Here is a 26322-nt window from a genome sequence, read left to right as displayed (position 1 = left end):
AGTGCGGCCCAGTGCAGGGTCACATGACGTGCATCGATGGCAAGGGTGTGCCGCGCGAGCTCAACTACACCCGGTTGGTGACGGTTGCGACATGGGTTGATGCGCCGCCACGCCATCCCGGTATAAGCATTCGCCATAGGCCGTGGAGCGTGACAAGGCCCACATCAACAGGGCGAACAGCCCTATCACCATACCACCGGCGTAGAAGGCCCACGACAGGCGGTAGGCCGACAGGCTAACCAGCGCTGGCAGCGACGACACTGCCAGCAGGGCTACGATCATCTTGCGCAACGCAAACAAGCGCCCTTTTTCGTCCGAGTCACCACGTAATTGCAGCTGGCTGGTGAAAAACACCACCGATGCCGCGTTGCAGACCCCCACGGCTGCATACAGCGCGGTCAGGACGACAGCGTGGTCACATATCCCCAGAGCTGCTAGCGCAAGCCCTTGAGCCGCCACCACCCAGGCGGCCCAGCGCTGGGCGGCCAGCGTTTTGCCCAAGAACACCACGAGCATGGCCCCAGCGGCGAAAGCGCCGTCGAACAGCGTCATATACCAGCTGTTGCCCGCGAAGCGCTGGGCGACGACGGCTGCCAAGGTCAGGTTGATCAAAGCAATTGTCAGTGAATTGCACGCTGACAGGCCGATATGCCATAGCAACCCCTGACGGGCCCCCATACGCCGCAGAAACGGCCCCCAGGCGGTGCTTGCCCGCGCTGTAGATGATAGCGCCTGGTGGTGCACGCGCACACTGCGAAGCAAGCAGCCGGAGATCAGAAATGTCAGCGCGTCAGCGCCCAGTACCGCCACCGGTGACGCCACCATCAACGCCGCGCTGACCGCCGCCGTTCCCAGCAGCAACGCGGCCTGGGACACCGACGCATTGGTTGACGAGTAACCCAGCATGCGTGCTGGCGCCACACTTCTGGAGACCAGGGAAAACATGGCCACCTGAAACACCTGCGCCCCCAGCTTCAAGGCGTACAGCAATGGCAGCATCCAGGCCAACGGCCAGGCGCAGGCCACCGACAGGGCAAGCCCCCCCAGCAGCAGCGCCCGTGCCAACTCGTTGGCGACCAGCAGGCGGCGCGGGTTCAGTCTGTCGACCCAGGGGCCGAGGTAGGCGCTGCTCAGGGCACTGAACACGTAATCGACCACTAGCACGGAACCGAACAGGGTCAGCGAGCCGCTCTGGTCGTACAGCAACTTGGCGATCAGGATCGAGTCCATGCCATTGCCCACATTGGACACGGCATTGGCACCAATGATGCGTCGGGCGTTGCTCACTCTCATGGCCGGGCGTAGTCCACGCGGCACTGGCCCGCCCACGCCTGGGTCTGCGCCCAGGCGTCCTGGGCATCACCCGCCACACACAACACACAGCCAGCGCGGTTGGTGGAGTCAGTGGTCAGTTGCGTCAACTGGCCGGGCAGAACGTCCAGTTGCCATTTTTTCACAGTCTCCTCCTGAAGGGCGCCTGTCACCTCGACGGCCTTGCAAAAACCAGGCTGCTGAGTAAGAAAATACACCGCGGCGCCCTGCGACGCGACCACCCGCTCAGGCAAGGCAAGCCCCAGAACACTGGCGATCGACAACTGGGAAATATCTTGCCCGGTGGCGTAGTTGATCAGTTCGCTGATGTAATCCCCGCCCGGGCGAATATGGGTTTCGATCAGCAACGGCCCCCGTTGCGGGTGTACCCGTATCTCGGTATGGGTGGCGCCCATGCGGATATCCAGGCGCAGCAGCGCCTGGCTGACCCGTTCGAAGATCAAGGCAGCCAATGAAGCAGAAACAGACGGAGCCGGGAACAGGTGGCCAGTCTCATAATAATGGGGCGCGCCAGATGTCACCTTCTCGGTGATGCCAACTAACAGGTTGCCCGACGGCGCGCATATGACTTCTACGCTGAACTCAGGTCCCGGCAAGTACTCCTCAGCGATCCAGCGTGGCCATTGCGGGCCATCATGTTCCAACCACGCCGCCAGTTGCGCTGCGCTGCGCACGTGGTTGACCAGGCGGCTCCCCCAGCCGTCGGCCGGTTTGATGATGACGTCTAGCATCGACCGCTGACTCAGTTGCGCGTAGATGGCCTGAGCGCCCCCCGCCACGTAATCGACCCGTTGCCGCGCATCGTCATTGAGCAGGGCACGCATGGCCGGTTTGTCACGCGAGGCTGCCAGAGCCTGAGGCGTATTGGCGGGCAGCCCATAGCGTTGCGACAGGCGCGCCACATGTCGGTAACCATGCTCGGTATGGCTGATGAACGCGCGTGGCACGCCCTGCAGTTGAATCAGTCGCTCGACACCGGCGTCCATCGCCGCATCATCCTGCAAGCTGGCACTGGCCATCAGCGCCACTTGCTGCACGAATGCCGCGGGCACGTCCTTACGGGTGTCGAGAACAGCGTGGCAGGCGTACCCCAACGCCTGGATAGCGGTCGCGCTGTTGAGCGAGTTACCTATCAGGCAGATCCAATCGGCCATCGTTCTCTCCTTGGCTGTCAAAGCGGTTGCCAGTGCAGGCATGCCTGCAGGGCGTTGAAAAACTGCGGCCACCAGATATTGGGGGCGTTGCGGTAGCGGTGCAGCAGGATGGGCATCATCAATGCCTTGCACAGCAGCACGCGGTAGTGCTCGCGTAGCACCTGTGGGGCAAGCCCCAGGCCTTGGGCGGCCATGAGGTCACCGTATTCGCGCAGCACCTGCGGTTCCCAACGCTCGCGCAAGGCCGGGGGCAGGAACTGCCCCATCAGGAAGCACAGGTCCTGGACCCCAGGCCCGGGCCGCCAGCTTTGCCAGTCCAGCAGCACGGGTGAGCTGTCACCGTCGGTCGGCAGCAGGAAATTGCTGGGATTGGGGTCGCTGTGGACGATGGTGAGGGGGAAGTCATGCTCCGCCAATACCGCCATTCGAGCCGTCGAGCCGTCGATCAGGCGTTCGAGGAAACGGTGTTGCGCGTTCGTCAAGCGCTCACCCAACGCCTGCTGGAAGGTCGGCAGGTAATCCAGGATGGGCTGGCGCCATCGGTTCTCGAAGTCTTCCAGCGAGAACGTCTCGACACTGCGCTGGTTGAGGAAATCCGTACGGCCATGGAAGGCCCCCTGTACCGCCGCCAGTGCCTGTACCATCTGCTGCAGTTGCAGACGATCGGGGGGCAACTGCCGGTCGGGCGCGTAGCGGCCCGGCCCAGCGTCATCGAGCACCAGCGTGTAGTTGCCATCGTCCGGGTCGAAAGCGGCGAAGCGCGGCACCGGCACACTGCGCGCCAACGACACGCCCTCAGGCAAGTGCTGATAGAACGCTGTTTCCAGCGCCCCCAAGTGGTGCGGCGAGTACAGCAAGGCATGGGCCGTGGGCTGCTTGACCACAAACGAATGCCCGCCCCAGTGCATGAAGCGACAAATGGACAGCGGATTCTCGACAGTACGCCACGCCACCGGTTCGCCCGCCACGCCCCACTGCTCGGCCAGCACCGGCTGCCAATCATCCACCGGTGGCGTCAGCATCCCGTCACCTCGCGCAAGCGTGGAGCCAAGGCCATGCCCGGCGTACCAGGCTCGCAGGCATAGTGCAGGGTGCGCCAGCCGCGGGCTGCGGCCGATGCGAGATTAGGGGCGCTATCATCCACCAGACAGATGGCATCTCCCGTCAGCCCCAGACGTTGCTCGACCGCCTCGAAAATGCCAGGCAACGGCTTGGTGACGCCCAGCTCACCGGACAGGAACACCGTCTGCAAGCCCAGGCGAGACTCCAGCAGCCCTCGCAGTGCGCCTGGATTGTTGCTCAGCACCCCCAGGCGAAATGTCTGTGCCAGGGCCGGCAATTGGTTCAACAGACCGACGTTGGGCGTGAACACCTTGAACCAGAAATGCCAGCATTCGGCGGCGGTCACCGTCTTGCCTGCCAGTGCGCCAATAAAGGCCACCAGGTCTTCTTGCGTGGCGGTGCCCTGGTCCAGGCGCGCCACCAGCCTGCTCTCATCCAGCGCGGCCTCGACCCGGACGGGGCCAAGCCCGGTGAAGTGTCCCAGCGCCTCAAGGCGCGCGGCAGGTTGGTAATGGAACAGCACGTTGCCTACATCCAGTAAAACAATGGGTCCGTTCACACGACATCCTCCGTTATTCCCCTTATCGTTGCGCCGGCGCGCGCATTGCGCAGGCACATCCAGGCCAGCGGCACTGCGCTCAGGCACGCCGTCGCGCACAGCCACAGGGCAGCTGCCAGGGTGTTGCCGGTCTGGCGGTAGACCAGGGTGATCAACGTGGGCGTGGAACTGCCGAACAGCGTCACCGCCAAGGCGTATGCCAGGGATACCCCCAGCGCCCGGACATGAACCGGAAACAGCTCCGCCAGCGCTGCCGCCGCAGGCCCGGTATACAGCACCATCAGCACTGCCAGGCCGCATTGCACGCTGACCAAGGCTTGAACGCCGGGCACGCGATTCAGCCAGGTGAACGCAGGGTAGGCGCACAAGGCAATGCCCAGGGCGCCGACCAGCATCACCACATGGCGGCCGACCCGGTCCGACAAGCCGGCTGCCAAAGGGCACAGCAAGGTAATCAACCCCACTAGCACCAGCCCCAGGTAAGCCTCGTCCCGGGGCAGGCCGAGCACCATCGAGGCATACGTGGGCATGAAGTTGATCAACTGCGTGGCCACGGTCCACAGGGCAACCATCAACACGCCGGCGACCAGTGCAGGTACATGCTGGCGCAGGCGGGTGCGGCCGCCCGCAGTTGCCTGGCACTCAAGGTAACGGCGCAGGGGCTTGCTTTCCTCCAGGCCGCGACGAATCTTCAGTCCCGCCACCACCACCAGCAGGCCGAACAGGTAGGGCAGCCGCCAACCCCAATCATCCAGTTGGGCGGGACTCAGAACGCGCGACAACAGGCTGGCACTCAGGCCGCACAACAGGAACGATGCGGCTTGCGCCACCTGCTGGCTGGAGGCGAACAGACCACGCCGGTGCGCGGGCGCCGTCTCCACCAGGTACGCCAGCGCTCCGCCGATTTCCCCCCCCGCGGCGACGCCTTGCAATACTCGCGCAACAATGACGCTCAAGGGTGCCAACCAGCCGATCACTGCGTAGGTGGGACACACGGCGATGATCAGTGTGCCGGCCCCCATCAGCATGATCGACAGCGTCAGCGCCGCCTTGCGCCCGCGACGGTCGGCATAGCGGCCCATCAGCAAGGCCCCCAGTGGCCGCGCGACGAAGCCCACGCCCAGCGTCAGGTAAGAGGCCACCAACGACATCAACGGGTCGCTGGCAGGAAAGAAGGCGGCCGCGATCTGCAGGGCAAAGATGGCGAACAGGGTGAAGTCGAACCATTCCAGGGCAGCACCGACGCTGACCGCTACCAGCAGCCTGGCCCGTTCGCGGCGGGCCAGTGCGCTCATTGGTCACCCCCGCGTGCCGTCGGCGGCGACGTCTCGTAGCAGCCCAGGCGACGCAGGAACTGGGCGCACGCTTGCAGTTGCGCCACTTCCACGTATTCATCGGCCTTGTGCGCCTGCTTGATGCTGCCCGGGCCGCACACCACCGTGGGTATCCCTGCCGCCTGAAACAACCCGGCCTCGGTGCTGTAGGCCACCCGCTGCGCACCCTCGGTCAGGGCACACGCCTGTCGCAGCCAATGGGCAAAAGACTGGTTGGCATGCTCGTCCAGCCCTGGCGTATGCAAAGTGTGGGAAAACTCGATGGCGGCGCCCGTCGCATGCTCAGGCGTTGCTCCCCACAACGCCTGGCCTGCATACGCCTTGACCTGTGCCAGCAAATGCTCGGCATCGCAGCCCGGCAAGTAGCGGATCTCGAAGTCAAAGCTGCACTGGCCGGGAATGACGTTGCCCGCCACCCCGCCCCTCACCTTGCACACCTGGACCGTTGTGTAGGGAACGTCGAAGCCTTGATCCAGGGGGCCCTGGGCCAGGCGCTGGGCCATATGCTGAAGTTGCACCTGGACCCGCGCGGCAACGTCAATGGCGTTGACACCTTCGCTGGGCACGGAAGAATGAGCGGCCTTGCCACGCACGCAGCAGCTGATTTCGTGGCGCCCCTTGTGGCCGACTACCAACCCCATCGATGTGGGCTCACCGACAATGCACCCGGCCGGCGCCAGCCCTGCCTGCGCGATGAAAGGGACCAATGCCTGTGCACCGTGGGCGCCCACCTCCTCATCATAGGACAGCGCCAGGTGGAAACTCTGCCGAGGCGAGGCCATCAACTCCGGAACCATGGCCAGTACCACCGCAATGAAGCCTTTCATGTCGCAGCTACCGCGACCATACAACCGCGCGCCGTCCAGCCGCGCCGTAAAAGGGTCCTGGGCCCAGGCCTGGCCCTCCACTGGGACGACGTCGGTGTGCCCGGACAGAATGATGCCGCCAGGGCGCACCGCCCCAAGGCTGGCAAACAGGTTGGCCTTGTGGCCACAGGCGGCAGGCAGCACCTGGGCGCTGACCCCAAACCCCTCCAGGTAATGGCGAACCCACTCGATCAGGTCCAGGTTGGTGCGGTCGCTCACGGACGGAAAACCGATCAGGACACGGGCGATATCCAGGGCGCGCACCAGCACGCTGCTCTCAGTCGGGCAGGCAGTTACCGCCCCTTGGGCCAAGGCCAAAGAAGATGTCATGGGATGCTCCGGCAATCAGTTGGCTATTTGGACAGGGCCACCGGCAAGGCGCCGGGCGAAACCAGGCGCACGCTGCGCGAAAACCACAGGTTGGAAAGCACCACCGCCAGGCACACCACCGTGACGAGCAACGGCACCCAGGGGCTGTGCCAGGTGGCCAGGAGGAATTCAGCCGCCAGGGCGATCACGGGCACACAAGGGGTAAGAATCGACACACGGCCGCCGCCCAATTGCTGGATCGCGAACTGCAGGCTGAAGACCGGGACCAGCACGCTGACGAAGGCAAGTTCCACCAGTTGGACCAGCATCGTCGTGTCGAGCGTGAACAGTTGCTGCAGGTTTTCCCTGCCCACCCAACCGGTGACCAGCAACAGCAAAAAGAACCGCACGCTCAGGATGTCCATGGCGCTGTAGCGCCCTGTACGGTTCAACTGGCCGGAACAGAACACGTAGATACCGCCCGTGATCCCGGCGACAGTGGCCAGCGCGATGCCTTCGTACAGATGCACCTGGCTGACCTGGGCCGTGGCCCCCAGGGCCAGGCGCATCACCACCAGCGCCAGCAACGACAGCAGAATCATCAGGGCACCCAGCCAACGATAGCGGCTCACCGAGGTGCGCACCGCCAGCCGTTCGCACAGCACCACTACTAGCGGCATCCAGCCCTGGTAAATGGCTGACTCCACCGACGCCTCGATGCGTTGCAAGGCCATGAACATCAGCCACCAGCTGAACAGCGTCAGGACGTTGAGCACCATCACTCCACGCCACTGTTCCCTGAGCAAGCGCAACGGGTCGTGACTGCGCACGGCATGCACCAGGAAAAAAACGCCCCACGCCATCAGAAAGGTAATGAACGTCAACGCCGCGCCACTGATGCGGGTGAACGATACCATTACCCAGACTGCCGAGAGCGCAGTCGAGATGCAATAAACTGCCATGCTGATGCCGCCGATGATGCCTGTCTTCATGACTGCTCCTTGGAACACATCGCCCCTGCCCGCCCCCATGGCGGCCACGCCTCAAGCGCTGAGCGGTTCGAGGGTCTCCACCTGGGTCGGCACGTAGCGCTGCAAGGCGTCGAAGTCAGCGCGCAGCACGGTCGGGTCATCGTTGTAGAAGGTCAGGATACCGGCCGTATCAGCCAGTGAACGAGAGTCCACCACCATGCCGGGGGCCACCTTCCAGTCGATGCTGTAGGCACTGGCGATGGGGGGCTCGTTGAGCTGGCTGATACGGCCTTTGCGCAAGGGCAGCAGTGCCGATACCACATTGTTCTTCTCATGGGGCCTGATCTGCTCCAGTGCCGCGGCCCCGGCCACCAGGTAGAGGTTGGCATCGATCAGGTTGATGTCGCTGTTTTTCTCATGGTACGGCACGCCAATGCCCCCCGGCACCCGCGCGGCTATTTCCAGAAATACCGGGTAGCCTCGACGGCGGTCGACGAACACTTCATGGTGGGTGGAGCCGTTGCGGAAGTTCAGTGCGGCGATCACGTCGCGGTTGAACGCTTCCAATGTGGCCCTGAGAGCGGGGTCGGCCACCGGAATGACGCTCAACGGTTTGCCTTGGACAAAATCGAAGTTGGTGCAGCCCAGTTCCAGTACTCCGCAGTAGCGGATCTCGCCGTCCACCACGAACGAGTCACACTGGAACATGGCGCCGTCGATGTACTCGTCCACTTCGTAATCGAAATGGAAAGGTGACGCCATCACCTGTTCACGTGCCTTGGTGAAGTCGGCCTCGTTGCCAATGATCGACACCTCGAAGCTGCCTGCGGCGTTGACCGGCTTGAGCACCAGGGGCAGGCCCAGGCGCTCCGTCAGCTCGCGGTAATACGCTTGTGGTTCCTTGGCCAGCCGTGCCTGGTCGAGGGAGACGAACCCCGGCACACGTATGCCGTGCCGGCTGACCGCGTGCTTCATCAGCACCTTGTCACGGAAGTTGGCGACGATGGCCTGGGTGTCGCCCTCCAGCCCGAACGCTTCGCGCAACTGAGCCGCCAGTTGAACGTGGCATTCTTCCTGACAGAAGATGCGCACCGCCGAAGTGTCCCCCCCTACCGCGCGCAATTCGTCGCTGACGATGGCGTGGCACTGTGCTTCGTCCAGCAACGGACGAATGTTGCGATGCGGATCGGCGTCCACTCGCGCGACCTTGGCGACATTGCGCTCCAGCGCGGCAGGCAGCACATCGGCGTGGTAGGCGATCAGCACGGTTCGATAGTCACGGCCCAGGGTCTGCAACGCCGTCTCGGACGCGAAATTCAGGTAGTGGGGGGTCAGGAACACAATTGTCTTGATCATGGTGGCACCTCAGGTGAAGTCAACGTTCATGCGGTACAGGAGGCGCGCGTCGGCACCCCCTTCACTCTTTGCAATCGAAGGCCCTTTATGCAGCGTGGACAGGTTGTCCCAGATCACGATGTCGCCCGGGCAGTAGGCATGCTGGTAGCGGGGGGCGTGCTGGACCATGAAGTCCACCAGGCAGTCGAGGATGCAGTGCGACAGCGTCGGTGACACCCCCTCGATCTGCATGGCCGTGGCGGCCGGGGCGTAAAGTGAGGCCGAGCGTGCCAGCGGATGCAGGAGCACCAGGGGGTGCAGCACGGCCTGTTCCAGGGTGCCCGCTTCCTTGCCATCCAGGGTTTGCACCGCGGCCTGGGCATTGCGCAGCACGTCACGGTTGCCGAAACGGTGCCGAACCTGCAGGCGGTCCAGCTCAAGCCCTTGAAGGCAGGCGGGGCAGCTGGGGCTCTGCTGCCACTGGCGCACCTGGTTCAGGGCCGCGACGCAATCGATGAACTCGGTCTCGCCATGCGCCTGGGGTACCTGCACGGCCAATAACGAGGTGAAGACAGTGTTAGCCGTTTTATAGGACATGTCCGTGTGCCAGTACCCTCCCCCCTCGTGCACCCCCAGCGCCTGGCCGTCCTGATGAAGGTTGGTCACCGTCAGTACTTCGCGGTAATCGGCCAGGCAGTACTTGGCCAGCACATGGTGGACCGGGGTGCCCAGCGTGCGCATCAATTGCACATAGGGCGCCACGTCAAGGTCCTGGTTGCTGATGACCAGCACCTTGGCCCGGGAAATGGCCTGTTTAAGCGCCACCACCGGCTCCGCGAGCGCTTCAGCAAGGGTCAGGCGCAACGGTTGCAAGCTATTCACGCCCATGACAGTCGTCCTTCCGGCTCTGGTGCCGCGGCGCTGACCCCCGCCGCCGCAGGCACCATGGTATTGATCGACGCGTAGCCCGAGGCCGCGCCCGCGAAGTACAGGCCGGCAACGGGGCTCCGGCCCTGGTGGTGGCGGGTAAAACCCGTCTGCTGGTTGACCAGCCCGGACCACTGGGTGGCCGGAAGCTGGGCTGTGACGCCAATGGCCGACACCAGGCACTGGTGCGGCGCGGCCGCATCCAGGTGCAGTTCGTAGCCCCCGCCCGTTGGGCTGGCGACGAGCCGACCCGCCTCCAGCGCGTTGCGGCACGACGCCCGTAGCAACGGGTGGCCATTGAGCGACGCGGGCAGTTGCAGCACGACTTGGTCGCCGCTCTGCCGGATCGCCGAGTAGGCATGCAGCCAAATGTTGGCCCGCCCCAGGCCAGCCGAGTTGAGCGGCCCTTGAACGGCCGTCGATGAGGTCTTGGCAATCATTTCCAGGGTGCGCTGGCTCAGTGAGCGCAGGGCAAAGCGATCATCGGTTTCCTGGGGGTACAACCCCAGGTAGGCTTTGGCCAGGATGCAGATGTTGCGGGCAAAAGGGGCTAGCAACAGGGCGAGCTGAAAGGCGCTGTTGCCGCTGCCGAAAATAACCACGTCCTGGTCGCGAAATTGCTTTGCCTGGCCCTGGGCTACCAGTTGGTAGAGCTCGAAGCAGTTCAACCAGCGGGCCGCAGGAGCCTCGAAAGGCGGCGCCTTGGGCCGAATGCCGGTGGCCAGGATGAGCTGTTTGGCGCGCAACGGCGTGCAGGCGCTGTCAGCCCCCACGCTGACCTCGAACACCCCCTGGGCCTGGGTGACCGTGATCACCCGTTGCTGAACGCGGGTCAACGGCAAGGCGGCGAAGTTGTCACGGATATACGCGGCATATTCGGCCCCCGTTGGGCTGATGCACGGTTTGTCCATGAATTGCTGCAAGGCAAGGGGCGCACCCTCTATTTCCAGTTCATTGCAATAAGACTGCAGTGGGTGACCGCCCATCATGCCCATGCAACCACCGAACACATCACTGACAACCGCCACTTCCAGACCGCTGTCCAACAGCCTGATGCACTCACTGAGCCCAGCCGGCCCGCCGCCCACCACGATAACGTCGAATATTGGCTGCTCCATTTTACAGTTCCTCCAGGCGAGCACAGGCTTGATCCACAATGGGTTTGGCGACCGAGAACGAAAACCTTACAGAGCGTGGGCAGTGATGCAGGTAAAAAGGCGTGGCGGGCAATGGCATGACTCCGCAGCGCCTGGCCAGATGCTGGCTGAAGGCAACCGGCGGCCGTGACGGGTCCAGTCGCGAATAGTCCGCCATGAGGTAATGGCCGCCCGCCGGCACCGTGAAGTCGAAACCGGCGCTGGCCAAGGCACTCGCCAAGCAGTCACGCTTGTTTTTATAGTGGGCCCTCACCCTGTCCAACTGCCCGCCCGCCAACTCATCGAGCAGTACGGCGACAGCCGCCTGCAAGGGCTTGGGCTGGCAATAACTGAGGTACAGGTGGTGCGCGTGGGCGCGCTCGATCAAGAATGCCGGGGCACACAACCACCCGATCCGCACCCCGGTCATGGACAACAGCTTCGAGGCACTGCCCGCCACCATGATGGGCAATTGCTCGCGCGGGTAGCGGGCCGGGCCATGGCTGGCGTATTCGAACTGCCCGTAAGCCTCGTCGACGATCACCACGAACTCATGGGTGGTGGCCAACGCTGACAGGCGCTGCCAATCCTCACCCGTCATGCACCAGCCGGTGGGGTTATGCGGTGTGTTGATCAACAGTATCCGTACACCGGCGCGCACCTGTTCCTCCAGTGCATCCCAGTCCGGGCCCTGGAGACCAAGTGAAAACGGTACGGGGACTGGCTCGATGCCCAGCAAGGCGGCCAGGCCGGGGTAATAAGGGTAGAAGGGTTCGAAAAAAGCGACCTTGTTGCCGAAATCAGTGGCCGCCGCGTACAGCGCCAGGTAAAGCGACTCGGTACAACCGCTGGTCACCAGCACTTCGCTGTCGGCGGCAAGGCCGGGGCCAGAATGGGCGGCGATGCTTTCGCGCAGAATCATCTCGCCGCGTGGGTCGGCGTACTGCCAGCCAGCGCTCACCTGCCCAGCCAACGCCGTGTTCATGGCCTCGTCAAACAGGGGCTCGGGAAGCCCTTGCGCCAGGTTCAACGCACCCACCGATGCCGCGAACGCGCTGGCATCCCTGAAGGGTGCCACCCGCGCACTCAATGTCAAATCATCCATGACTTCCCGATCTCCTGTGGTACTGGCATGTCAGGCGTGAGCAGCCACCCGGTTCAGGCCGTCCCAGAAACGGGTCAGCAGGTTCAGGACATCAGCGGCGCCCTCCAGGATGTCATTGCCGTTGCGCGCTTCGCGTGCTGCCTCCATCACGGCGTCGCTGATCCATTCCACATGATCGGTTTCCACCAGCATGTGCAAATAGAAGTAAGTGAAGTCTTCGTGTTGCCAGCCGTCATAAAGACGAAAGCCTTCATACAGGTTGGCAATCATGGGAAAACCAAACTCTTCAATAATGTAATGGGCACCAATGGCCTGTTCCGTCGAGCCTTCCAGAAAGATCCGCCGCAACCCTGCCACCAATGCGCTGGCCTCAGGGATATATTCAACTTTCTTCCAGTCGTCCAATTGAATACCGACACCGGCCAACACGCGTTCAAACATGATGAAGTGCGCCTCCCCCACGCCGTCGCCCAGCTCCGAGACCACGGTGCGCGCCAATTTCATGCGGATGACTTCGCTTTCGGTACGGTGGGAAGTGCCGGCCAGAATCTGCGGAAAGGTGCGGATATAATAAAAGTACTGCTGAAATACTTTTTTCAACGTTGCTGGTGGCAAGGGCGCCTGGCGAAATGTTTTGTAAAAGGCATTGGTGTTGATGCCCGATGCCGCGATCATTCCTTTCATCGAGCGGATGATGTCTTCACCCGTCAAACAATCACGCTCCATTCGTTGAGCCAGCATAGAGACCCCCAGATACGGTAAAGTAGTTTGAAGAGCAGGATGAACTTCCGTGCTCGTTTCAGATAGTAAACGGGAAAGACCAGCGCACCAATTGATTATTTCGATTAGAAAAACAACCAGCGATAGATTTATTTGGAAATAGATTTTTTGTAAAATAAATAAAATATTAAAAATTAGAGACTTGCATATTTTCTGGATTATCACAGCACTAAAAAAGAGCAGAAAATAAATGACTTGCCCCGGCTTGACGCATTTCTTGCTAGTAAGCTACATGTGAACCCCCTTTTGGAAATTCCCTATAGTGAACAAAGCACCCATCGACATCGCCTTGACCATCAAGACCGAGCGGGCCGCGCGCGACTGGTCCATCGGCGAGCTTGCGCAACTGTCCGGCGTCTCCAAGGCCATGATCAGCAAGATCGAGAATGCCCAGGTCAGCCCTACCTCCACCATTCTGGGGCGCTTGTCGGGCGCCTTCGGCCTGCCGCTGTCGACCTTGCTGCACCGCGCCGAAGGCCGCTCGGGGCTGGTGTCCAGAGCAGCTGAGCAACCTCGCTGGGTGGACCCGGAGACCGGCTATGCACGCCAGCAGATTTCCCCGCGCGAGGGCTGGCCACTGGAACTGGTGAACGTACAACTGCCGTCAGGGGTACGCATCCAGTACCCGGCGACCGCCTATGCCTTTCTTCACCAGCAGGTATGGGTAACGCGAGGCACATTGGTGTTCACCAAGGGCACCACTGTCTACACCCTGGCGCAAGGCGACTGCCTGCAACTGGGGCTGCCGGAGCAAGCGTGTACCTTCGAAAACACCACCCGCGACACCTGTGAATACGTGGTCGCGCTGATCCGCAAGTAAGGGTCACAGGCGCTGGTACAGGTGGCGGGCCCACTCCGAGTTAGCCCGCTCGCGCTACCTTCTGACCAGCGACGTGTCCGCGCAAATCGGCGCGCTCAACGTCCCCCTCGGAACTGGAAGACGACAACGGCTTCAAGCTCAATTCGCGGGACGGTGAACCAGTTGCCAGGCGAATACCACGTCGGCTACTACCACAGCAGCGCCAACGGCACAGATGTCTACCGGGACGACGAAGGCCAACCCGCTGCCCCTACCGGCAATCCGCACCGCAGCAACAGAAGCCACCAGGCGTCCGGGCGCGGTCAACGTCATAAGCCACGGCCAACGCTGCTTCGGACAGTGTCTTCGAGGTCGATAGGTAGCAGGGTCTTCATAGAAGCTGAGCGAGGTCTTCACCACCTAGCCATCGCCCAGTTCGGCAATGAGCACCACATCGTAGAGTCCTGCCTCAATCTCTGCCTGCGTAGGCCCATGCCCGGCCAGGCTAAGTGCATCGTCAGCGGGCGGCGCGCCTGCCAACATCAGCACTTCGTCATACTGAAAGTGCTCAACTCAGGCGTGCCCTTGCAGATCATTGGTACGGTGCATGGCCGTGGTGTTGATCGGCGACATGATGAAAGGCCCCAGCCAGCTTATCCACATAAGGGGCCTGCCCGTCCGGTTGCTCGGGGCCCGTGAAGCCGCGGTTATCGGCAAATGAATCGGTTTTGGAGTAAGCGCCAACAGGCACACCTCAGGTGGTGCCGCCCATATCGTTTTTATAGCTCTCCGATGCTGCGTGCCTTGAGTGGTCACATCCGATGCAAATGGCTGGTCAAGTCGAATGCAAACAGGTGGTCAAATGGGATGCAAACGCTTGGTCAAGTCAGATGCAATTTCCCACATTCCACCAATGGTTCTAGCAATTCCGGCTTGCCCTCGTAAAACACGCTGGTGCAGCCGGCCATCAGGGGGCCGTAGACGATCAGTGAATGGCCGACCACCCAGCCGACGTCGGAGATGCCCCACCACACGTCCCCGGCCGTCATGCCGTAGACCTTGTCCAGGGCAAAGCGCATGGCCACGGCGTGGCCGCCGTTGTCACGGACGGTGCGGCCGGTTCGGCGTGCTGCACCTCGCGCTGCCAGTCCAGGTCGCGGCCGGGCACCAGGCTTGCCGTCAACTGTGGGCGCTGCCACACCCCGATATGGCCGGGCCGGTGCCGGGCCAGTTCGAGGGCTTTGTCCAGCAGCGGCTTGTAGGCGACCACCCGGTCGAATTCCAGCCCGCAACTGGCGGTGAGGATGAGCGCGGGCTGGGCGTCGTCGATGCGCACGGCCAGCTCGTTGGCGGCAAAGCCACCGAACACCACCGAATGCACCGCCCCCAGGCGGGCGCAGGCCAGCATGGCCATGGCTGCCTGGGGAATCATCGGCAGATACAGCAGCACCGTGTCGCCCTTGCCCACCCCCAGCGCGCGCATCCAGCCGGCCAGCCGCGCTACCTCGTCACGCAGTTGGCGAAAGCTGAAACGCTGCTGGCTGCCAGTGACCGGCGAATCGTACGCCAGGGCGGTCTGTTCACCACGGCCCTGCTCCACCTGGTGGTCCAGGGCCAGGAAGCTGGTGTTCAGGCGCCCGTCGGCGAACCATTGGTGGGTGCCGTCGGGGCGTTCGCAAAGGATCTGGGTGGGGGCGCGGAACCAGGCCACCTGACGCGCCTGCTCGGCCCAGAAGCCAACGGGATCGGCGAGGGAGCGTTGATAGTCGTGCTGATAATTCATGAAACCTACCCTGGATTGTTTTTATGGACGGGCGAAACCAGAGTATGGCCGCTATGATGGGCATCGCGAATTTTCCAAGACGAGCCCTATGGATACCCTTGCACGCCTGAAGGCCGGCCAACTGGCCGGCAGCACCCGCCTGGACCTGGCCTGCGGCCTGACCGAGTTTCCGCGCGAGATCTTCGACCTGGCCGACACCCTGGAGGTGCTCAACCTCACGGGCAATGCCCTGAGCAGCCTGCCGGATGACCTGCATCGGCTGACCCGACTGAAGATTCTGTTCTGCTCCAGCAACCACTTCACCGAGCTGCCGGCGTGCATCGGCCAATGCCCGGACCTGAGCATGGTGGGTTTCAAATCCAACCGCATTCGCCATGTGCCAGCCGCTGCCCTCGGGCCGAAACTACGCTGGCTGATCCTCACCGACAACTGCATCGAGGCCTTGCCCGACGAAATCGGCGACTGCCACCTGATGCAGAAATTCATGCTGGCCGGTAACCGCCTGAGCCAGGTGCCCGCCAGCATGGCCAACCTGCACAAGCTGGAGCTGCTGCGCTTGTCGGCCAACCGCCTGAGCGCCCTGCCCGGCTGGCTGCTGACCTTGCCCAGCCTGGCCTGGCTGGCCTGGGCCGGCAACCCCATGAGCACCGACTACAGCACACCCCATGACGACGACGGCATCATCGCCGACGTGGCCTGGGCCGAGCTGCAAGTGGAACAGAAGCTGGGCGAAGGCGCTTCAGGCATCATCAGCCAGGCGCTGTGGCGCGGCGACACGCCGGTGGCCGTGAAACTGTACAAGGGCGACATCACCAGCGATGGTACGCCGCTCAATGAGATGAATGCCTGCATCGCCGCCGGCCTGCACCCCAACCTGATCCGCATCGAAGGCAAGCTCAAGGGCCACCCCCAGGGGGTGACGGGGCTGGTGATGGAGCTGGTGGGCCCTGAGTTCGGCAACCTGGCGGCCCTGCCCAGCTTCGATAGCTGCAGCCGCGACGTGTACCCGGCGGAGACCCGGTTCAGTGCCGAGGTGCTGATGGCGATGGCCCGGGGGATGGCCTCGGTGGCTGCACATTTGCACCACCATGGCATCAACCATGGCGACCTGTATGGGCACAACACCCTGTATACCGCCCAGGGGCAGTGCCTGCTGGGTGACTTCGGCGCGGCTTCGTTCTACCCGCAGGATGGTAGCCCGGCAGCCGCGGCGCTGCAGCGCATCGAGGTACGGGCGTTCGGTATCTGGCTGGGGGAACTGCTGGAACGCTGCGATGCCGTGCAACCGCAGTGGCAGGCGTTGCAACAGGCCTGCGTGCAGCCGGATGTGCTGGCGCGCCCGGATTTTCAGGGGGTCATCGCCGCCTTGGCCTGAACCCACAGCGGCCACGGCTACTGCTGCGGGACCGGCCGAAGCTCGGCAAGGAGCCCGCCCGATCGACCGCGGTGCCCGGCACGCGGTCAGTTCCGCTGCTGGTGGGCGAGGTGTGGGGTGTACACGAAACACAGTTTGTTGCCTTCGGGGTCCCGGCAGTAGGCGCCGTAGTAGTCGGCCGAATATTGCGGGCGCAGGCCAGGTTCGCCTTCGTCCAACGCGCCCATGGCCAGCGCGGTAGCCCAGGCGGCGTCGACCTGCGCGGCGCTGGCGGCGGCGAAGCTGACCTGCACGCCATTGCCCCAGGTCGCGGGCAACCCGTTGAAAGGTTGCTGCACGAAGAACTGCGGCCACTGCCGCCCCGGTTGCTGCCAGCCAGCACCCGGGGGGCCGTCGTCTTCATCGTCGACCATGCGCTCCAGGCCCAGCTCAGCCAACACGGCATCATAAAACGCCACCATGCGTGGCAAGTCCCGTGCGCCCACCTGAATATGGCTGTACATGACTATCGCTCCTTGAATGACAAAAAACTCAGACAGTCGGCCGTTACTGCCGCTGCCAAGCGAGGCCGGTTTACACTCGGGTCACTTTAGCGTCTTCCTCATACGAGAGCCTACATGACTGGCACCCTGTTCCTGCGCGGCCTGTTCGTCGGCATCCTGGCCGGTTTCCTGGCGTTCAGTTTCGCCAAATACTTCGGCGAACCCCAGGTTGACCAAGCATTCGCCTTCGAGGAACACCTGGACCAGGGCGCCGCACCCGAGTTGCTGGGCCGCGAGTTGCAAAGCGGCGTGGGGCTGATCAGCGGCGTGCTGATCTACAGCGCCACCATGGGCGGCCTGTTCGCCTTGGCCTTCGCCCACTGCCTGGGCCGCGTCAGCGGCCTGGGGCCCCGCGGGCTATCGGCGTTGTTGGCCCTGGCGGCGTTTGTCGCGGTGGTGGTGGTGCCGGGCCTGAAATACCCGGCCAACCCGCCGTCCATCGGTGACCCGGACATCATTCGCGAACGTACCCACTTGCTGCTGTTGATGGTAGCCCTGTCGGTGGTGGCGATGGTCATCGCGATCAATTTCGCCCGCTCCCTGTTGCCGCGCCATGGCGCCTGGGCCGCTGCCCTGATCGGCATTGCCCTGTACCTGCTGGTGGTCAACCTGGGGGGCTCGGTGTTTCCGCCCGTGGTCGAAGTGCCGGACAGCTTCCCCGCCGAGCATTTGTGGCATTTCCGCCTGGCCAGCCTGGGCATCCAGCTGGTGATGTGGACGGCATTGGGACTGATCTTCGGCTGGCTCACCGAGCGGGATACCCGCGTGTTGCGCGGGAGCTTCAAGCGCTGAGCTGCAAAGCCCTCACCACAAACGCCCCGGCAAATCCACCAATATATATTTCACAACGGCCCGCGCGCCCCCCTTCTCAACGCCCGGCAACCGCCTAGAATAGCGGCTCGGTAGTGGTCCTCGTCCTGAGTTCGCCGCCCGCATTGAACGCACCCCAATCATGTCCAATAACAACCCTTGCCTGAGTTGCGGCGCCTGCTGCGCGTTTTTCCGTGTGTCTTTCTATTGGGGTGAGTGCGCCTCCGCCGGCGGCCTGGTACCCGATGAGTTGACCGTGCAGGTCAACCACAGCATGGTCGCCATGATCGGCACCGACCGCAAACCGGCACGCTGCACCAGCCTGTCGGGCGAGATCGGCTGCCAGGTGGGTTGCACCATGTATGAGCAGCGCTCCAGCACCTGCCGCGATTTCGAGGCTTCCTGGGAATATGGCGCGCACAATGAAGCCTGCGACCGCGCCCGCGCTCAACATGGCTTGCCGCCCCTGGAACCGGGCTGGGCGATGAGCGCCTGATTGCGCGCGAACGGGTGAGTGGCCACACTGTCCTAGCGTCATGGCATACCGCCTTCCCAGGAACCCACCGTGGACCCCAAGACCGTAGCAGCCTACGACCAGCGCGCGCCCGATTACGCCCGCGAATGGCAACACCAGGCGCCACCCAGCGACATGTATGCGCTGTTGCTGCGCCACTTCAGCCCCGGCCCGACCGTGGACGTGGGGTGCGGCAGCGGCCGTGACCTGGCCTGGCTCAGCGCCCAGGGGTTCGACGCGCTGGGGGTGGAGGCCAGCGCCGGGCTGTTGACCCAGGCCCGCACCCGCCACCCCGAGCAGCGCTTTGCCTTGCTGAGCCTGCCCGACCTCCATGGCCTTGAAACCGGGCACTACCAGAACGTTCTGTGCGAAACCGTGATCATGCACCTGCCCCCCGAGCAGATCGCGCCCGCGACCCGGCGCCTGCGCGAGCTGTTGCGGCCCGGCGGCACGCTGTACCTGAGCTGGCGGGTGACCCCCGAAGTGTCCATCCGCGACGCGGCCGGGCGGCTGTACAGCACGTTCGACAAGCGGCTGGTGCGCGAAGCGCTGGGGAGTGTAGAGGTGTTGCTGGATGACGAGACCGTGAGCGTTTCGTCGGGAAAGCGCGTGCATCGCCTGATCGTGCGGGCATGACCCCATCTGCAGGCGCTGGCTGGCCAGCGCCCGCAAGGTCGGGTATCAGCCGAAACGACCGGTGATGTAGTCCTCGGTCTGGCTCTTGGCCGGGTTGGTGAACAGCGTGTCGGTGTCGCCGTGCTCGATCAGCTCGCCCATGAACATGAACGCCGTGTAGTCCGAGCAGCGCGCGGCCTGTTGCATGTTGTGGGTCACGATGATCACGGTGAACTGCTCTTTGAGCTCAGTGATCAACTGCTCGATGCGCCCGGTGGAGATCGGGTCCAGCGCCGAGGTCGGTTCGTCCAGCAACAGCACCTGGGGCTTGAGCGCGATGGTGCGCGCGATGCACAGACGCTGCTGCTGGCCACCGGACAGGCTCTGGGCGCTCTGCTTGAGCTTGTCTTTCACTTCACCCCACAGCGCGGCGCCATGCAGGGCCTGTTCGACGCGGTCATCCATTTCCCGGCGGCCGAGCTTTTCGTGGTGGCGCACCGCGTAGGCAATGTTGTCGTAGATCGACATCGGGAACGGCACCGGCTTCTGGAACACCATGCCCACATGGCTGCGCAGGCGGTTCATGGAGTAGCTGGGCGCCAGGATGTTCTCGCCGTTGAGCAGCACTTCGCCCTTGGCCTCCTGCTTCGGGTACATGGCATAAATGCGGTTGAACACCCGCAGCAGCGTGGACTTGCCGCAGCCGGACGGGCCGATGATGGCCGTCACGCGCTTTTCGGGGATGTCCATGTCGATGGATTTCAGCGAGCGCTGCTGGTCATAGAAAAATTCAAGGTTGCGCACACGGATTTTGGTGCGTTCCTGGGCAAGACTTGTCATCAGTGAGACCTATTGCGCAAAAGGATCAATCGGGAAAGCAGGCTCAGACACAGCACGAAGAGGGTCAGCACCAGGGCGCCGGCCCAGGCGATGGCGTGCCAGTCGTCGAACGGGCTCATGGCGTACTGGAAGATCACCACCGGCACGCTGGCGATCGGCTTGAGCAGGTTGCTGCTCCAGAACTGGTTGCCGAAGGCGGTGAACAGCAGCGGCGCGGTTTCGCCGGTGATGCGCGCCAAGGCCAGCAGCACACCGGTCACCACGCCGGCCTTGGCCGCGCGCAACACGATCTGCAGGGTCAGTTTCCACTGCGGCACACCCAGGGCCAGCGCGGCTTCGCGCATGGTGGACGGTTGCAGCTGGAGCATTTCATCGGTGGTGCGCACCACTACCGGAATCACCAGCAAGGCCAGGGCCAGGGCGCCGGCGAACGCCGAAAAGCCGACCTGGTGGTTGGTCAGGTGGTTGAGCGGCAGAATCACCGCGGTGTAAATGAACAGGCCCAATACGATGGAAGGTGCCGACAACAGAATGTCGTTGATGAAGCGCACGGTGTTGCCCAACTTGGAGTGGCGGGCGAACTCGGCCAGCCAGATACCGGCCGCCAGGCCAATGGGCGTGCCGATCAGCAGGGCCAGCACCGACATCAGGGCGCTGCCGTAGAAGGCGTTGGCCAGGCCACCTTCGGTGCCCGGTGGCGGCGTCATCTGGGTGAACAGGGCCAGGTTCAGGGCCTTGAAACCGTTGATGAGGGTGGTGATCAGAATCCACACCAGCCACAACAGGCCGAAGAGCGTGGCGCCGCAACTGAGCGCCATGGCAATGCGGTTTTTCAGGCGGCGAACGCGGTACAGACGCTCGTGGTCGTTCATAGTCCCTCTTTACGCGACAGGCGCATCAACATCAGGCGGGCGGCAGCCAGCACCACGAAAGTGACGACAAACAGCAGGAAACCCAGGGCGATCAGCGCCGAACGGTGCAGGTCGGTGTAGGCCTCGCTGAACTCGTTGGCGATCACCGAGGCGATCGAGCTGCTGGGCATCAGCAAGGAAGCGGAGAACTGATGGGCGTTGCCCAGCACGAAGGTCACCGCCATGGTTTCCCCCAGTGCGCGGCCCAGCCCCAGGAAAATGCCGCCCACTACGGCCGAACGGGTGTAGGGCAGCACGATGTCCCAGACCACCTCCCAGGTGGTATTGCCCAGGGCATACGCCGATTCTTTCAGGGTGGTGGGTACGCTGCGGAACACCTCATGCATCACCGAGGTGATGAAGGGCGTGATCATGATCGCCAGGACGATACCTGCGGTGAGCATGCCGATGCCCAGAGGTGGCCCCTGGAACAATGCGCCCACCAGCGGCAGCGCGCCCAGGTGGTCGTTGATCCACGGCGCCATGTGCGCGGCCATGAACGGGCCGAAGACGAACAGGCCCCACATGCCGTAGATGATCGACGGAATACCGGCCAGCAGCTCGATGGCCGAGGCAATGGGCATGCGCAGCCACATGGGGGCTACTTCGGTAAGAAAAATGGCGATGCCGAAACTCACCGGAACGGCGATCAGCAACGCCAGAAGCGAGGTCACCAGGGTACCGAAAATAGGCACCACGGCGCCGAACTGGCCATTGACCACGTCCCACTGGGTACTGGTCAGGAAGCCGAAACCAAAGGTACGAAACGCTTCGCTGCCGCCCCACAGGGTAGAGCCGGCAATGCTCAGCAGCAGCACCAGCACCAGCATGCCGGCGCCCATCATGGTGCGCCTGAACCACATGTCGTGGCGGTGGTCGCGGGCCGCGCGGGCTTCGCTGGCGTCCGTTGTCGTGCTGGTTGAAGTCATGTATTGGGTGTTATCTGTCATGGCAATCCACTCGCAAGGCAGACGCCCCCGTCGAACCGTTCAGGGTCCGACGAGGGCGCGCCGGTTCACTTCACATCAATGGGCGAAATCGGATTTCCAGTAGCCTTCGATCTTCTGCACCAGGGAGCCTGGCAGTGCTACGTAGTCCAGGGCGGCGGCCTGTTGCTGGCCGTTTTCCAGGGACCATTTGAAGAAGTCAAAGGCAGCCTTGCTCTGCTCGGCGTTCTTGGACTGCTTGTACATGATGATCCAGGTGGTGGCGGTGATCGGCCACGCGTTGTCGCCCGGGGCGTTGGTCATGATCAGGTTGAAGTCCTGGGCGCTGGCCCAGTCGGCGGTGTCCGCGGCAGCCTGGAAGGCCTTGGCGTTAGGCTCGACGAACTTGCCGGCGGCGTTCTTCAACTGAGCAGTGTTCATTTTGTTCTGCAGGGCGTAAGCGTATTCCACGTAACCGATCGAACCCTTGATCTGCTTCACGTAAGCCGCCACACCTTCGTTACCCTTGCCACCCACACCCACTGGCCAGGCCACGGTGGTGCCAAACTTGAGCTGGTCGGCCCAGGCCGGGCTGACCTTGGACAGGTAGTTGGTGAAGTTGAACGACGTACCCGAGCCGTCCGAACGGTGCACCACGGTGATCGCGGCGTCAGGCAGCTTGATGCCTGGGTTCAGGGCGACGATGGCCTTGTCGTTCCACTTGGTGATCTTGCCCTGGAAGATGTCAGCCAGCGCCTGGCCTTCCAGCTTCAACTTGCCGGCTTCAACGCCTTCGACGTTGAACACAGGAACGATACCGCCGATGACGCTGGGGAACTGGCCCAGGCCCGAAGCTTTCAGGTCTTCAGCGCTGAGCGGGGCGTCCGATGCACCGAAGTCAACGGTGGCTGCCTTGATCTGAGCGATGCCGCCGCCCGAGCCGATGGACTGGTAGTTGATGCGGTTGTCTTTCGCCTTGCTGTAGTCCTGGGACCACTTGGAAAGCACCGGGTATACAAAGCTGGAGCCCGCTCCGGTGACATCGGTCGCCTGGGCCAGGCCAGTCAGGCACAGAGAGGCCAGCAAGAGCGACAGACGAGTTTTATTCAGCAGCGTCACGGCAACACCTCGGCAAATTGGTTTGAGTGGGTCCTACCCACTGGGTTTGGCCATGACGATTTAATGCTTTGAATATTTCGGTTTAATGACAGTTGATCGTTGATTCAGTGAAATATTCCATTGGGCCAGCATTTGCCAGGATCCCATCAGCGTGAAAAATTTCAGTCAGATCAAAGTGTTCCCATTGATCACCGACAACGAAGCGCGTCTTTTCGCTGATTTTCTGGCGCCCTGGAGGGGGGAACAACGGCCATTGCAGATTGTCGGCGCGTGGCCAATCATGAACTCAGCCCGCGATCCAACACGCCGACATGAGCCCAATGAATATCATCGACGTTGACCTCAACCTGCTGAAAGTCTTCGAAGCCTTGCACGACGAAGGCAGCGCCAGCCGCGCCGCCGTGCGGCTGGGGGTGACCCAGTCGGCGGTAAGCGCCGCCCTGCGCCGGTTGCGCGAGGTGTATGGCGACCCGCTGTTCGCACGCACAGGCCGTGGCCTGGCGCCTACCCTGCGGGCCAACCAGCTGAAACCGCTCATCAGCGAAGCACTGACCAAGTGCCGGCAGAGCCTGTCGTTGCTCGACCCGCAGGCCAGCGATTACAGCGGCCGGGCTGTCAGCCTGGGGCTGTCGGACGATTTCGAGATAGCCTTCGGGCGCGCGTTGATCGACGCCGTTGAGCAACGCGCTCCCGGCCTGCGGCTGATCTTCCGGCAGACCCACACCCATGTGGTCGCCCAGGCGTTGGGCGACCGCGACATCGACCTGGCGCTGACCGCTGGCGGCTTCAACGAGCGCATGCTGACCCGCCAGGTGCTGGGCGAAGGCCATTACCTGAGCCTGCTGGACCCCGCCAGCCTGGCGCCAGGGCAGGCACGGTTGAGCCTCGAGGAGTTCATCGAACGGGACCAGGTACTGATTTCATCAGGAGGCTTCATCGGCATCATTGACGAGGCCCTGGCCAGCCAGGGCCATAGCCGTCAGGTACGGGCGTCCACGACCCACTTCGCCGCCCTGCCCTACCTGCTCACGGGCTCGCGAGCCATCGCCACCGCGCCGGCCCATGCGGCACGGCGCATTGCCGAGGTCACGGGTTTGATGGCCCTGCCGTGCCCTCTGGACTTGCCGCGCTACCCTATCGAGATGGGCTGGCGCACCCATGCCCACGCCGACCCGGCGCACCTGCGGGTGCGCGAGGCCATCAATGCCTGCGTGGGCGTGGGTTTACTTGTTGGCGGCCATTAGCCGGTTGACCTCGGCCCGCACCATGTTGGCGTATTCAGGCGGCGACATACCGTCCAATTCCCCGCGCACCCACTCCGCCCACTTGCCCTTGCGCTTGGACTTTTCGCTGATCAGGCGCGCGGCATCGGCCTTGGCCTTGCCCAGGTTCGATTGCCACAGGTCGAACAGGCGGGACTTTTCGTCCTCGATCAGCGCCCGCTCGGCGAGGGGCTTGTTGGCCAGATTGAAGCTCATCAGGGGTTCCTACCGGGTGAAAATGGCTGACATCTTACACTGTAGCGCCCACTCACCTGTAGGCCACCGACCAAAGCCCACTGCAACTTTCAGCGCAGGGCGCAATCCATTGTTCACTGTCATCAACTATCAGGAGCACCGCACATGGCCCGTAAAACAGCCGCGCAAGCCGCCGATCAGATCAAGGATCAGGCGTTCAGTGAGCTTCAGGCACTGATCGAAGAGTCCGAAGCCCTGCTCAAGAATGGCGCCGAACTGGTCGGCGACGAAGCAGAAACCTGGCGCGAGCAGGTCAGCCTGAAGCTCAAGCAGGCACGTGAATCCGTCACCGGCGCCCGTGAACGCGCGCAACCGGTGGTCGAAGCCACCCAGGACTACATTGGTGGTCACCCTTGGCAGACCGTGGCCATTTCGGCCGGGTTCGGCCTGGTGGTCGGGTTGCTGCTGGGACGTCGTTCCTGATTGAACCGCGCTTCGGGGGCTTTATGGCCCCCGCTTCTGCGCGCACCGGCTCAACACCTGCCGTGCGCGCCATGCAACATCAGGCACACCGCATTCACCGCCGACGCGGCCACGGCCGCTAGGCCTCCCCGGCCAAACCTTGCAGCCGCGTCAGCTCTTCACGCCCTACCAGCACCCCCTCTACCTGCGCTAGCGCCCGCTCGCGGTAACGCCGTTCGCCCGACAGCCGGGTCACGCCGACGTCCTGCATACGCTCTACCAGCTCGCGGCTGCGGGAAGCGAAGGCGCTACCCTGGCCTTTGTCGGGGTCTATCACGATAAGCAACTGGCCGGTCCATGGCGTCTTCGCCCCAGGGTGCCCGCTCCAGTCGAATCCGAAGGAAAAGTTGCCACCGGTGAGAGCCGCGGCCAGCAATTCGACCATCATCGACAAGGCCGAACCCTTGTGCCCGCCGAAAGGCAGCAAGGCCCCGCCTTCGAGAATGGCGGCAGGGTCGGTGGTAGGCTGCCCTTCACGGTCCACGCCACTGCCCGGCGGCACGCGATGGCCCTCGCGCGCGGCTATCTGCACGTCACCGTGGGCCAGGGCGCTGGTGGCCATGTCGAAGACAATGGGAGCACTGCCTTCGCACGGCGCCGCGAAGGCGATGGGGTTGGTGCCAAACAACGGTTTTTGTCCGCCATGGGGCACCACGCAGGTCATGCTGTTGACCACGCTCAGGGCCACCAGCCCTTCCTGGGCAAAGGGCTCGACGTCTGGCCACAGCGCCGCGAAGTGATGCGAGTTACGGATGGCCAGCACTGCGATACCCGCCGCCCGTGCCTTTTCCACCAGCAACGGGCGCGCCGCCGCCAACGCCGGCTGGGCAAAGCCGCCCCCTGCATCGACCCGCACGAAGCCACTGGCCACGTCTTCTACCCGCGGCACCGCGGTGCCATCCACCCAGCCACTGGCCAGTGACGACAAGTACCCCGGCACGCGGAACACGCCATGGCTGTGCGCGCCATCGCGCTGGGCGGTAGCACAGTTGTGCGCCAGCACCCGGGCCACCTCGGGCGCCACGCCATGGCGCGTGAAGATGCGTTGCAACAGGGCCACCAGCGCCTCGAAAGGCACCCGTTCGGTGGGGCTAGTACTACCCGCGGTATCAGACATGCATCGCTCCTGGCATCAAAAGGCAAGCCGCCCGATTTACCGCTTCCCGCCCCTGCCCTGTCAATACCCTGGGCACCGAGGCCCAAGGCACTAACTGGCTAACACCGGCGGGGCTGTGACGG

26 protein-coding genes and 1 pseudogene are annotated in these 26322 nt (G+C 63.3%); 7 read left to right on the top strand and 20 right to left on the bottom strand.

The window, feature by feature from the left end; genetic code table 11:
- Positions 1-60 precede the first annotated feature (60 nt).
- The 12 genes from QBK88_RS18880 to QBK88_RS18825 are packed head-to-tail and all read right to left on the bottom strand — an operon-like array spanning position 61 to position 12831.
- Positions 61-1293 (bottom strand): hypothetical protein, encoded by a 1233-nt coding sequence (locus tag QBK88_RS18880; RefSeq protein WP_277963222.1) that lies wholly within the window; start codon positions 1291-1293, stop codon positions 61-63.
- A complete protein-coding gene (locus QBK88_RS18875) occupies positions 1290-2486 on the bottom strand; it encodes an ATP-grasp domain-containing protein (RefSeq protein ID WP_277963221.1) in 1197 nt (398 codons plus the stop codon). The genes QBK88_RS18880 and QBK88_RS18875 overlap by 4 nt, the downstream gene beginning before the upstream one ends.
- 17 nt (positions 2487-2503) lie before the next feature.
- Positions 2504-3508, bottom strand: a complete 1005-nt coding sequence (locus QBK88_RS18870; protein WP_277963220.1) for a phosphotransferase — start codon at positions 3506-3508, stop codon at positions 2504-2506.
- Entirely contained in the window at positions 3502-4107 is a 606-nt protein-coding gene (locus tag QBK88_RS18865; RefSeq protein WP_277963219.1) for an HAD-IA family hydrolase, read from the bottom strand. Before QBK88_RS18865 ends, QBK88_RS18870 begins: the two co-directional genes overlap by 7 nt.
- Positions 4104-5402: an MFS transporter gene (locus QBK88_RS18860; RefSeq protein WP_277963218.1), complete on the bottom strand. Its 1299-nt coding sequence runs from the start codon at positions 5400-5402 to the stop codon at positions 4104-4106. Before QBK88_RS18860 ends, QBK88_RS18865 begins: the two co-directional genes overlap by 4 nt.
- Positions 5399-6637, bottom strand: coding sequence for an acetylornithine deacetylase (argE, locus tag QBK88_RS18855; protein WP_277963217.1), 1239 nt, complete (start codon positions 6635-6637; stop codon positions 5399-5401). Before argE ends, QBK88_RS18860 begins: the two co-directional genes overlap by 4 nt.
- A 23-nt stretch (positions 6638-6660) precedes the next feature.
- A complete protein-coding gene (locus tag QBK88_RS18850) occupies positions 6661-7608 on the bottom strand; it encodes an EamA family transporter (RefSeq protein ID WP_277963216.1) in 948 nt (315 codons plus the stop codon).
- Between the two features lie 51 nt (positions 7609-7659).
- Positions 7660-8943, bottom strand: a complete 1284-nt coding sequence (locus QBK88_RS18845; RefSeq protein ID WP_277963215.1) for an ATP-grasp domain-containing protein — start codon at positions 8941-8943, stop codon at positions 7660-7662.
- 9 nt (positions 8944-8952) lie between these two features.
- A complete protein-coding gene (locus QBK88_RS18840) occupies positions 8953-9810 on the bottom strand; it encodes a TauD/TfdA family dioxygenase (RefSeq protein WP_277963214.1) in 858 nt (285 codons plus the stop codon).
- Positions 9801-10967 (bottom strand): FAD-dependent oxidoreductase, encoded by a 1167-nt coding sequence (locus QBK88_RS18835; RefSeq protein WP_277963213.1) that lies wholly within the window; start codon positions 10965-10967, stop codon positions 9801-9803. Before QBK88_RS18835 ends, QBK88_RS18840 begins: the two co-directional genes overlap by 10 nt.
- Position 10968: 1 nt before the next feature.
- Positions 10969-12090 carry a pyridoxal phosphate-dependent aminotransferase gene (locus QBK88_RS18830; RefSeq protein ID WP_277963212.1) on the bottom strand — a complete coding sequence of 374 codons (1122 nt, stop codon included), beginning with the start codon at positions 12088-12090 and terminating at the stop codon, positions 10969-10971.
- Between the two features lie 30 nt (positions 12091-12120).
- The gene (locus QBK88_RS18825; protein ID WP_277963211.1) at positions 12121-12831 is read right to left on the bottom strand and encodes an iron-containing redox enzyme family protein; all 711 of its coding nucleotides are present in this window, start codon (positions 12829-12831) and stop codon (positions 12121-12123) included.
- A 301-nt stretch (positions 12832-13132) separates the two neighbouring features.
- On the opposite strand from QBK88_RS18825, the gene QBK88_RS18820 reads away from it, so the two are divergent.
- Entirely contained in the window at positions 13133-13690 is a 558-nt protein-coding gene (locus QBK88_RS18820; RefSeq protein ID WP_277963210.1) for a helix-turn-helix domain-containing protein, read from the top strand.
- Positions 13691-14598: 908 nt separating this feature from the next.
- On the opposite strand, the pseudogene QBK88_RS18815 reads toward QBK88_RS18820, so the two are convergent.
- A pseudogene (locus QBK88_RS18815) lies at positions 14599-15452 on the bottom strand (AMP-binding protein); the annotation flags it as partial.
- An 88-nt stretch (positions 15453-15540) separates the two neighbouring features.
- On the opposite strand from QBK88_RS18815, the gene QBK88_RS18810 reads away from it, so the two are divergent.
- A complete protein-coding gene (locus tag QBK88_RS18810) occupies positions 15541-16827 on the top strand; it encodes a leucine-rich repeat-containing protein kinase family protein (protein WP_277963209.1) in 1287 nt (428 codons plus the stop codon).
- A gap of 86 nt (positions 16828-16913) precedes the next feature.
- On the opposite strand, the gene QBK88_RS18805 is transcribed toward QBK88_RS18810, so the two are convergent.
- The gene (locus tag QBK88_RS18805) at positions 16914-17330 is read right to left on the bottom strand and encodes a VOC family protein (protein ID WP_277963208.1); all 417 of its coding nucleotides are present in this window, start codon (positions 17328-17330) and stop codon (positions 16914-16916) included.
- A 114-nt stretch (positions 17331-17444) separates the two neighbouring features.
- Between QBK88_RS18805 and QBK88_RS18800 the strand changes: the two genes are divergently transcribed.
- The 3 genes from QBK88_RS18800 (at position 17445) to QBK88_RS18790 (ending at position 19329) form a co-directional block, all read left to right on the top strand.
- Entirely contained in the window at positions 17445-18161 is a 717-nt protein-coding gene (locus QBK88_RS18800; protein ID WP_277963207.1) for a CbtA family protein, read from the top strand.
- Positions 18162-18321: 160 nt separating this feature from the next.
- Positions 18322-18675 carry a YkgJ family cysteine cluster protein gene (locus QBK88_RS18795; RefSeq protein WP_268143802.1) on the top strand — a complete coding sequence of 118 codons (354 nt, stop codon included), beginning with the start codon at positions 18322-18324 and terminating at the stop codon, positions 18673-18675.
- Positions 18676-18744: 69 nt separating this feature from the next.
- Positions 18745-19329: a class I SAM-dependent methyltransferase gene (locus QBK88_RS18790; protein ID WP_277963206.1), complete on the top strand. Its 585-nt coding sequence runs from the start codon at positions 18745-18747 to the stop codon at positions 19327-19329.
- Positions 19330-19374: 45 nt separating this feature from the next.
- Here QBK88_RS18790 and pstB read toward each other — a convergent pair whose 3' ends face one another.
- From pstB to pstS, 4 genes are all read right to left on the bottom strand, one after another.
- Positions 19375-20148 carry a phosphate ABC transporter ATP-binding protein PstB gene (gene pstB, locus QBK88_RS18785; protein ID WP_268143805.1) on the bottom strand — a complete coding sequence of 258 codons (774 nt, stop codon included), beginning with the start codon at positions 20146-20148 and terminating at the stop codon, positions 19375-19377.
- Positions 20148-21020, bottom strand: coding sequence for a phosphate ABC transporter permease PstA (gene pstA / locus QBK88_RS18780; RefSeq protein WP_268143807.1), 873 nt, complete (start codon positions 21018-21020; stop codon positions 20148-20150). The genes pstB and pstA overlap by 1 nt, the downstream gene beginning before the upstream one ends.
- Positions 21017-22009, bottom strand: coding sequence for a phosphate ABC transporter permease subunit PstC (pstC, locus tag QBK88_RS18775; RefSeq protein WP_268143808.1), 993 nt, complete (start codon positions 22007-22009; stop codon positions 21017-21019). Before pstC ends, pstA begins: the two co-directional genes overlap by 4 nt.
- 75 nt (positions 22010-22084) lie before the next feature.
- Positions 22085-23104, bottom strand: a complete 1020-nt coding sequence (gene pstS, locus QBK88_RS18770) for a phosphate ABC transporter substrate-binding protein PstS (RefSeq protein WP_277963205.1) — start codon at positions 23102-23104, stop codon at positions 22085-22087.
- 311 nt (positions 23105-23415) lie between these two features.
- Between pstS and QBK88_RS18765 the strand changes: the two genes are divergently transcribed.
- Positions 23416-24348 carry a LysR substrate-binding domain-containing protein gene (locus QBK88_RS18765; protein WP_277963204.1) on the top strand — a complete coding sequence of 311 codons (933 nt, stop codon included), beginning with the start codon at positions 23416-23418 and terminating at the stop codon, positions 24346-24348.
- On the opposite strand, the gene QBK88_RS18760 is transcribed toward QBK88_RS18765, so the two are convergent.
- Complete coding sequence (locus tag QBK88_RS18760; RefSeq protein WP_277963203.1) at positions 24328-24582, bottom strand: hypothetical protein; 255 nt, start codon at positions 24580-24582, stop codon at positions 24328-24330. The genes QBK88_RS18765 and QBK88_RS18760 overlap by 21 nt on opposite strands.
- A 144-nt stretch (positions 24583-24726) precedes the next feature.
- On the opposite strand from QBK88_RS18760, the gene QBK88_RS18755 reads away from it, so the two are divergent.
- Positions 24727-25044, top strand: a complete 318-nt coding sequence (locus QBK88_RS18755; protein ID WP_277963202.1) for a DUF883 family protein — start codon at positions 24727-24729, stop codon at positions 25042-25044.
- 118 nt (positions 25045-25162) lie between these two features.
- On the opposite strand, the gene QBK88_RS18750 is transcribed toward QBK88_RS18755, so the two are convergent.
- Positions 25163-26200, bottom strand: coding sequence for an Ldh family oxidoreductase (locus QBK88_RS18750; RefSeq protein ID WP_277963201.1), 1038 nt, complete (start codon positions 26198-26200; stop codon positions 25163-25165).
- Positions 26201-26322 lie beyond the last annotated feature (122 nt).

The sequence above is a fragment of the Pseudomonas sp. RIT-To-2 genome (assembly GCF_029623465.1).
Lineage (GTDB): Bacteria > Pseudomonadota > Gammaproteobacteria > Pseudomonadales > Pseudomonadaceae > Aquipseudomonas > Aquipseudomonas silvicola.
The sequence above is the reverse complement of the archived record's forward strand: the minus strand, read 5'-3'. Positions and strand labels throughout refer to the sequence as shown.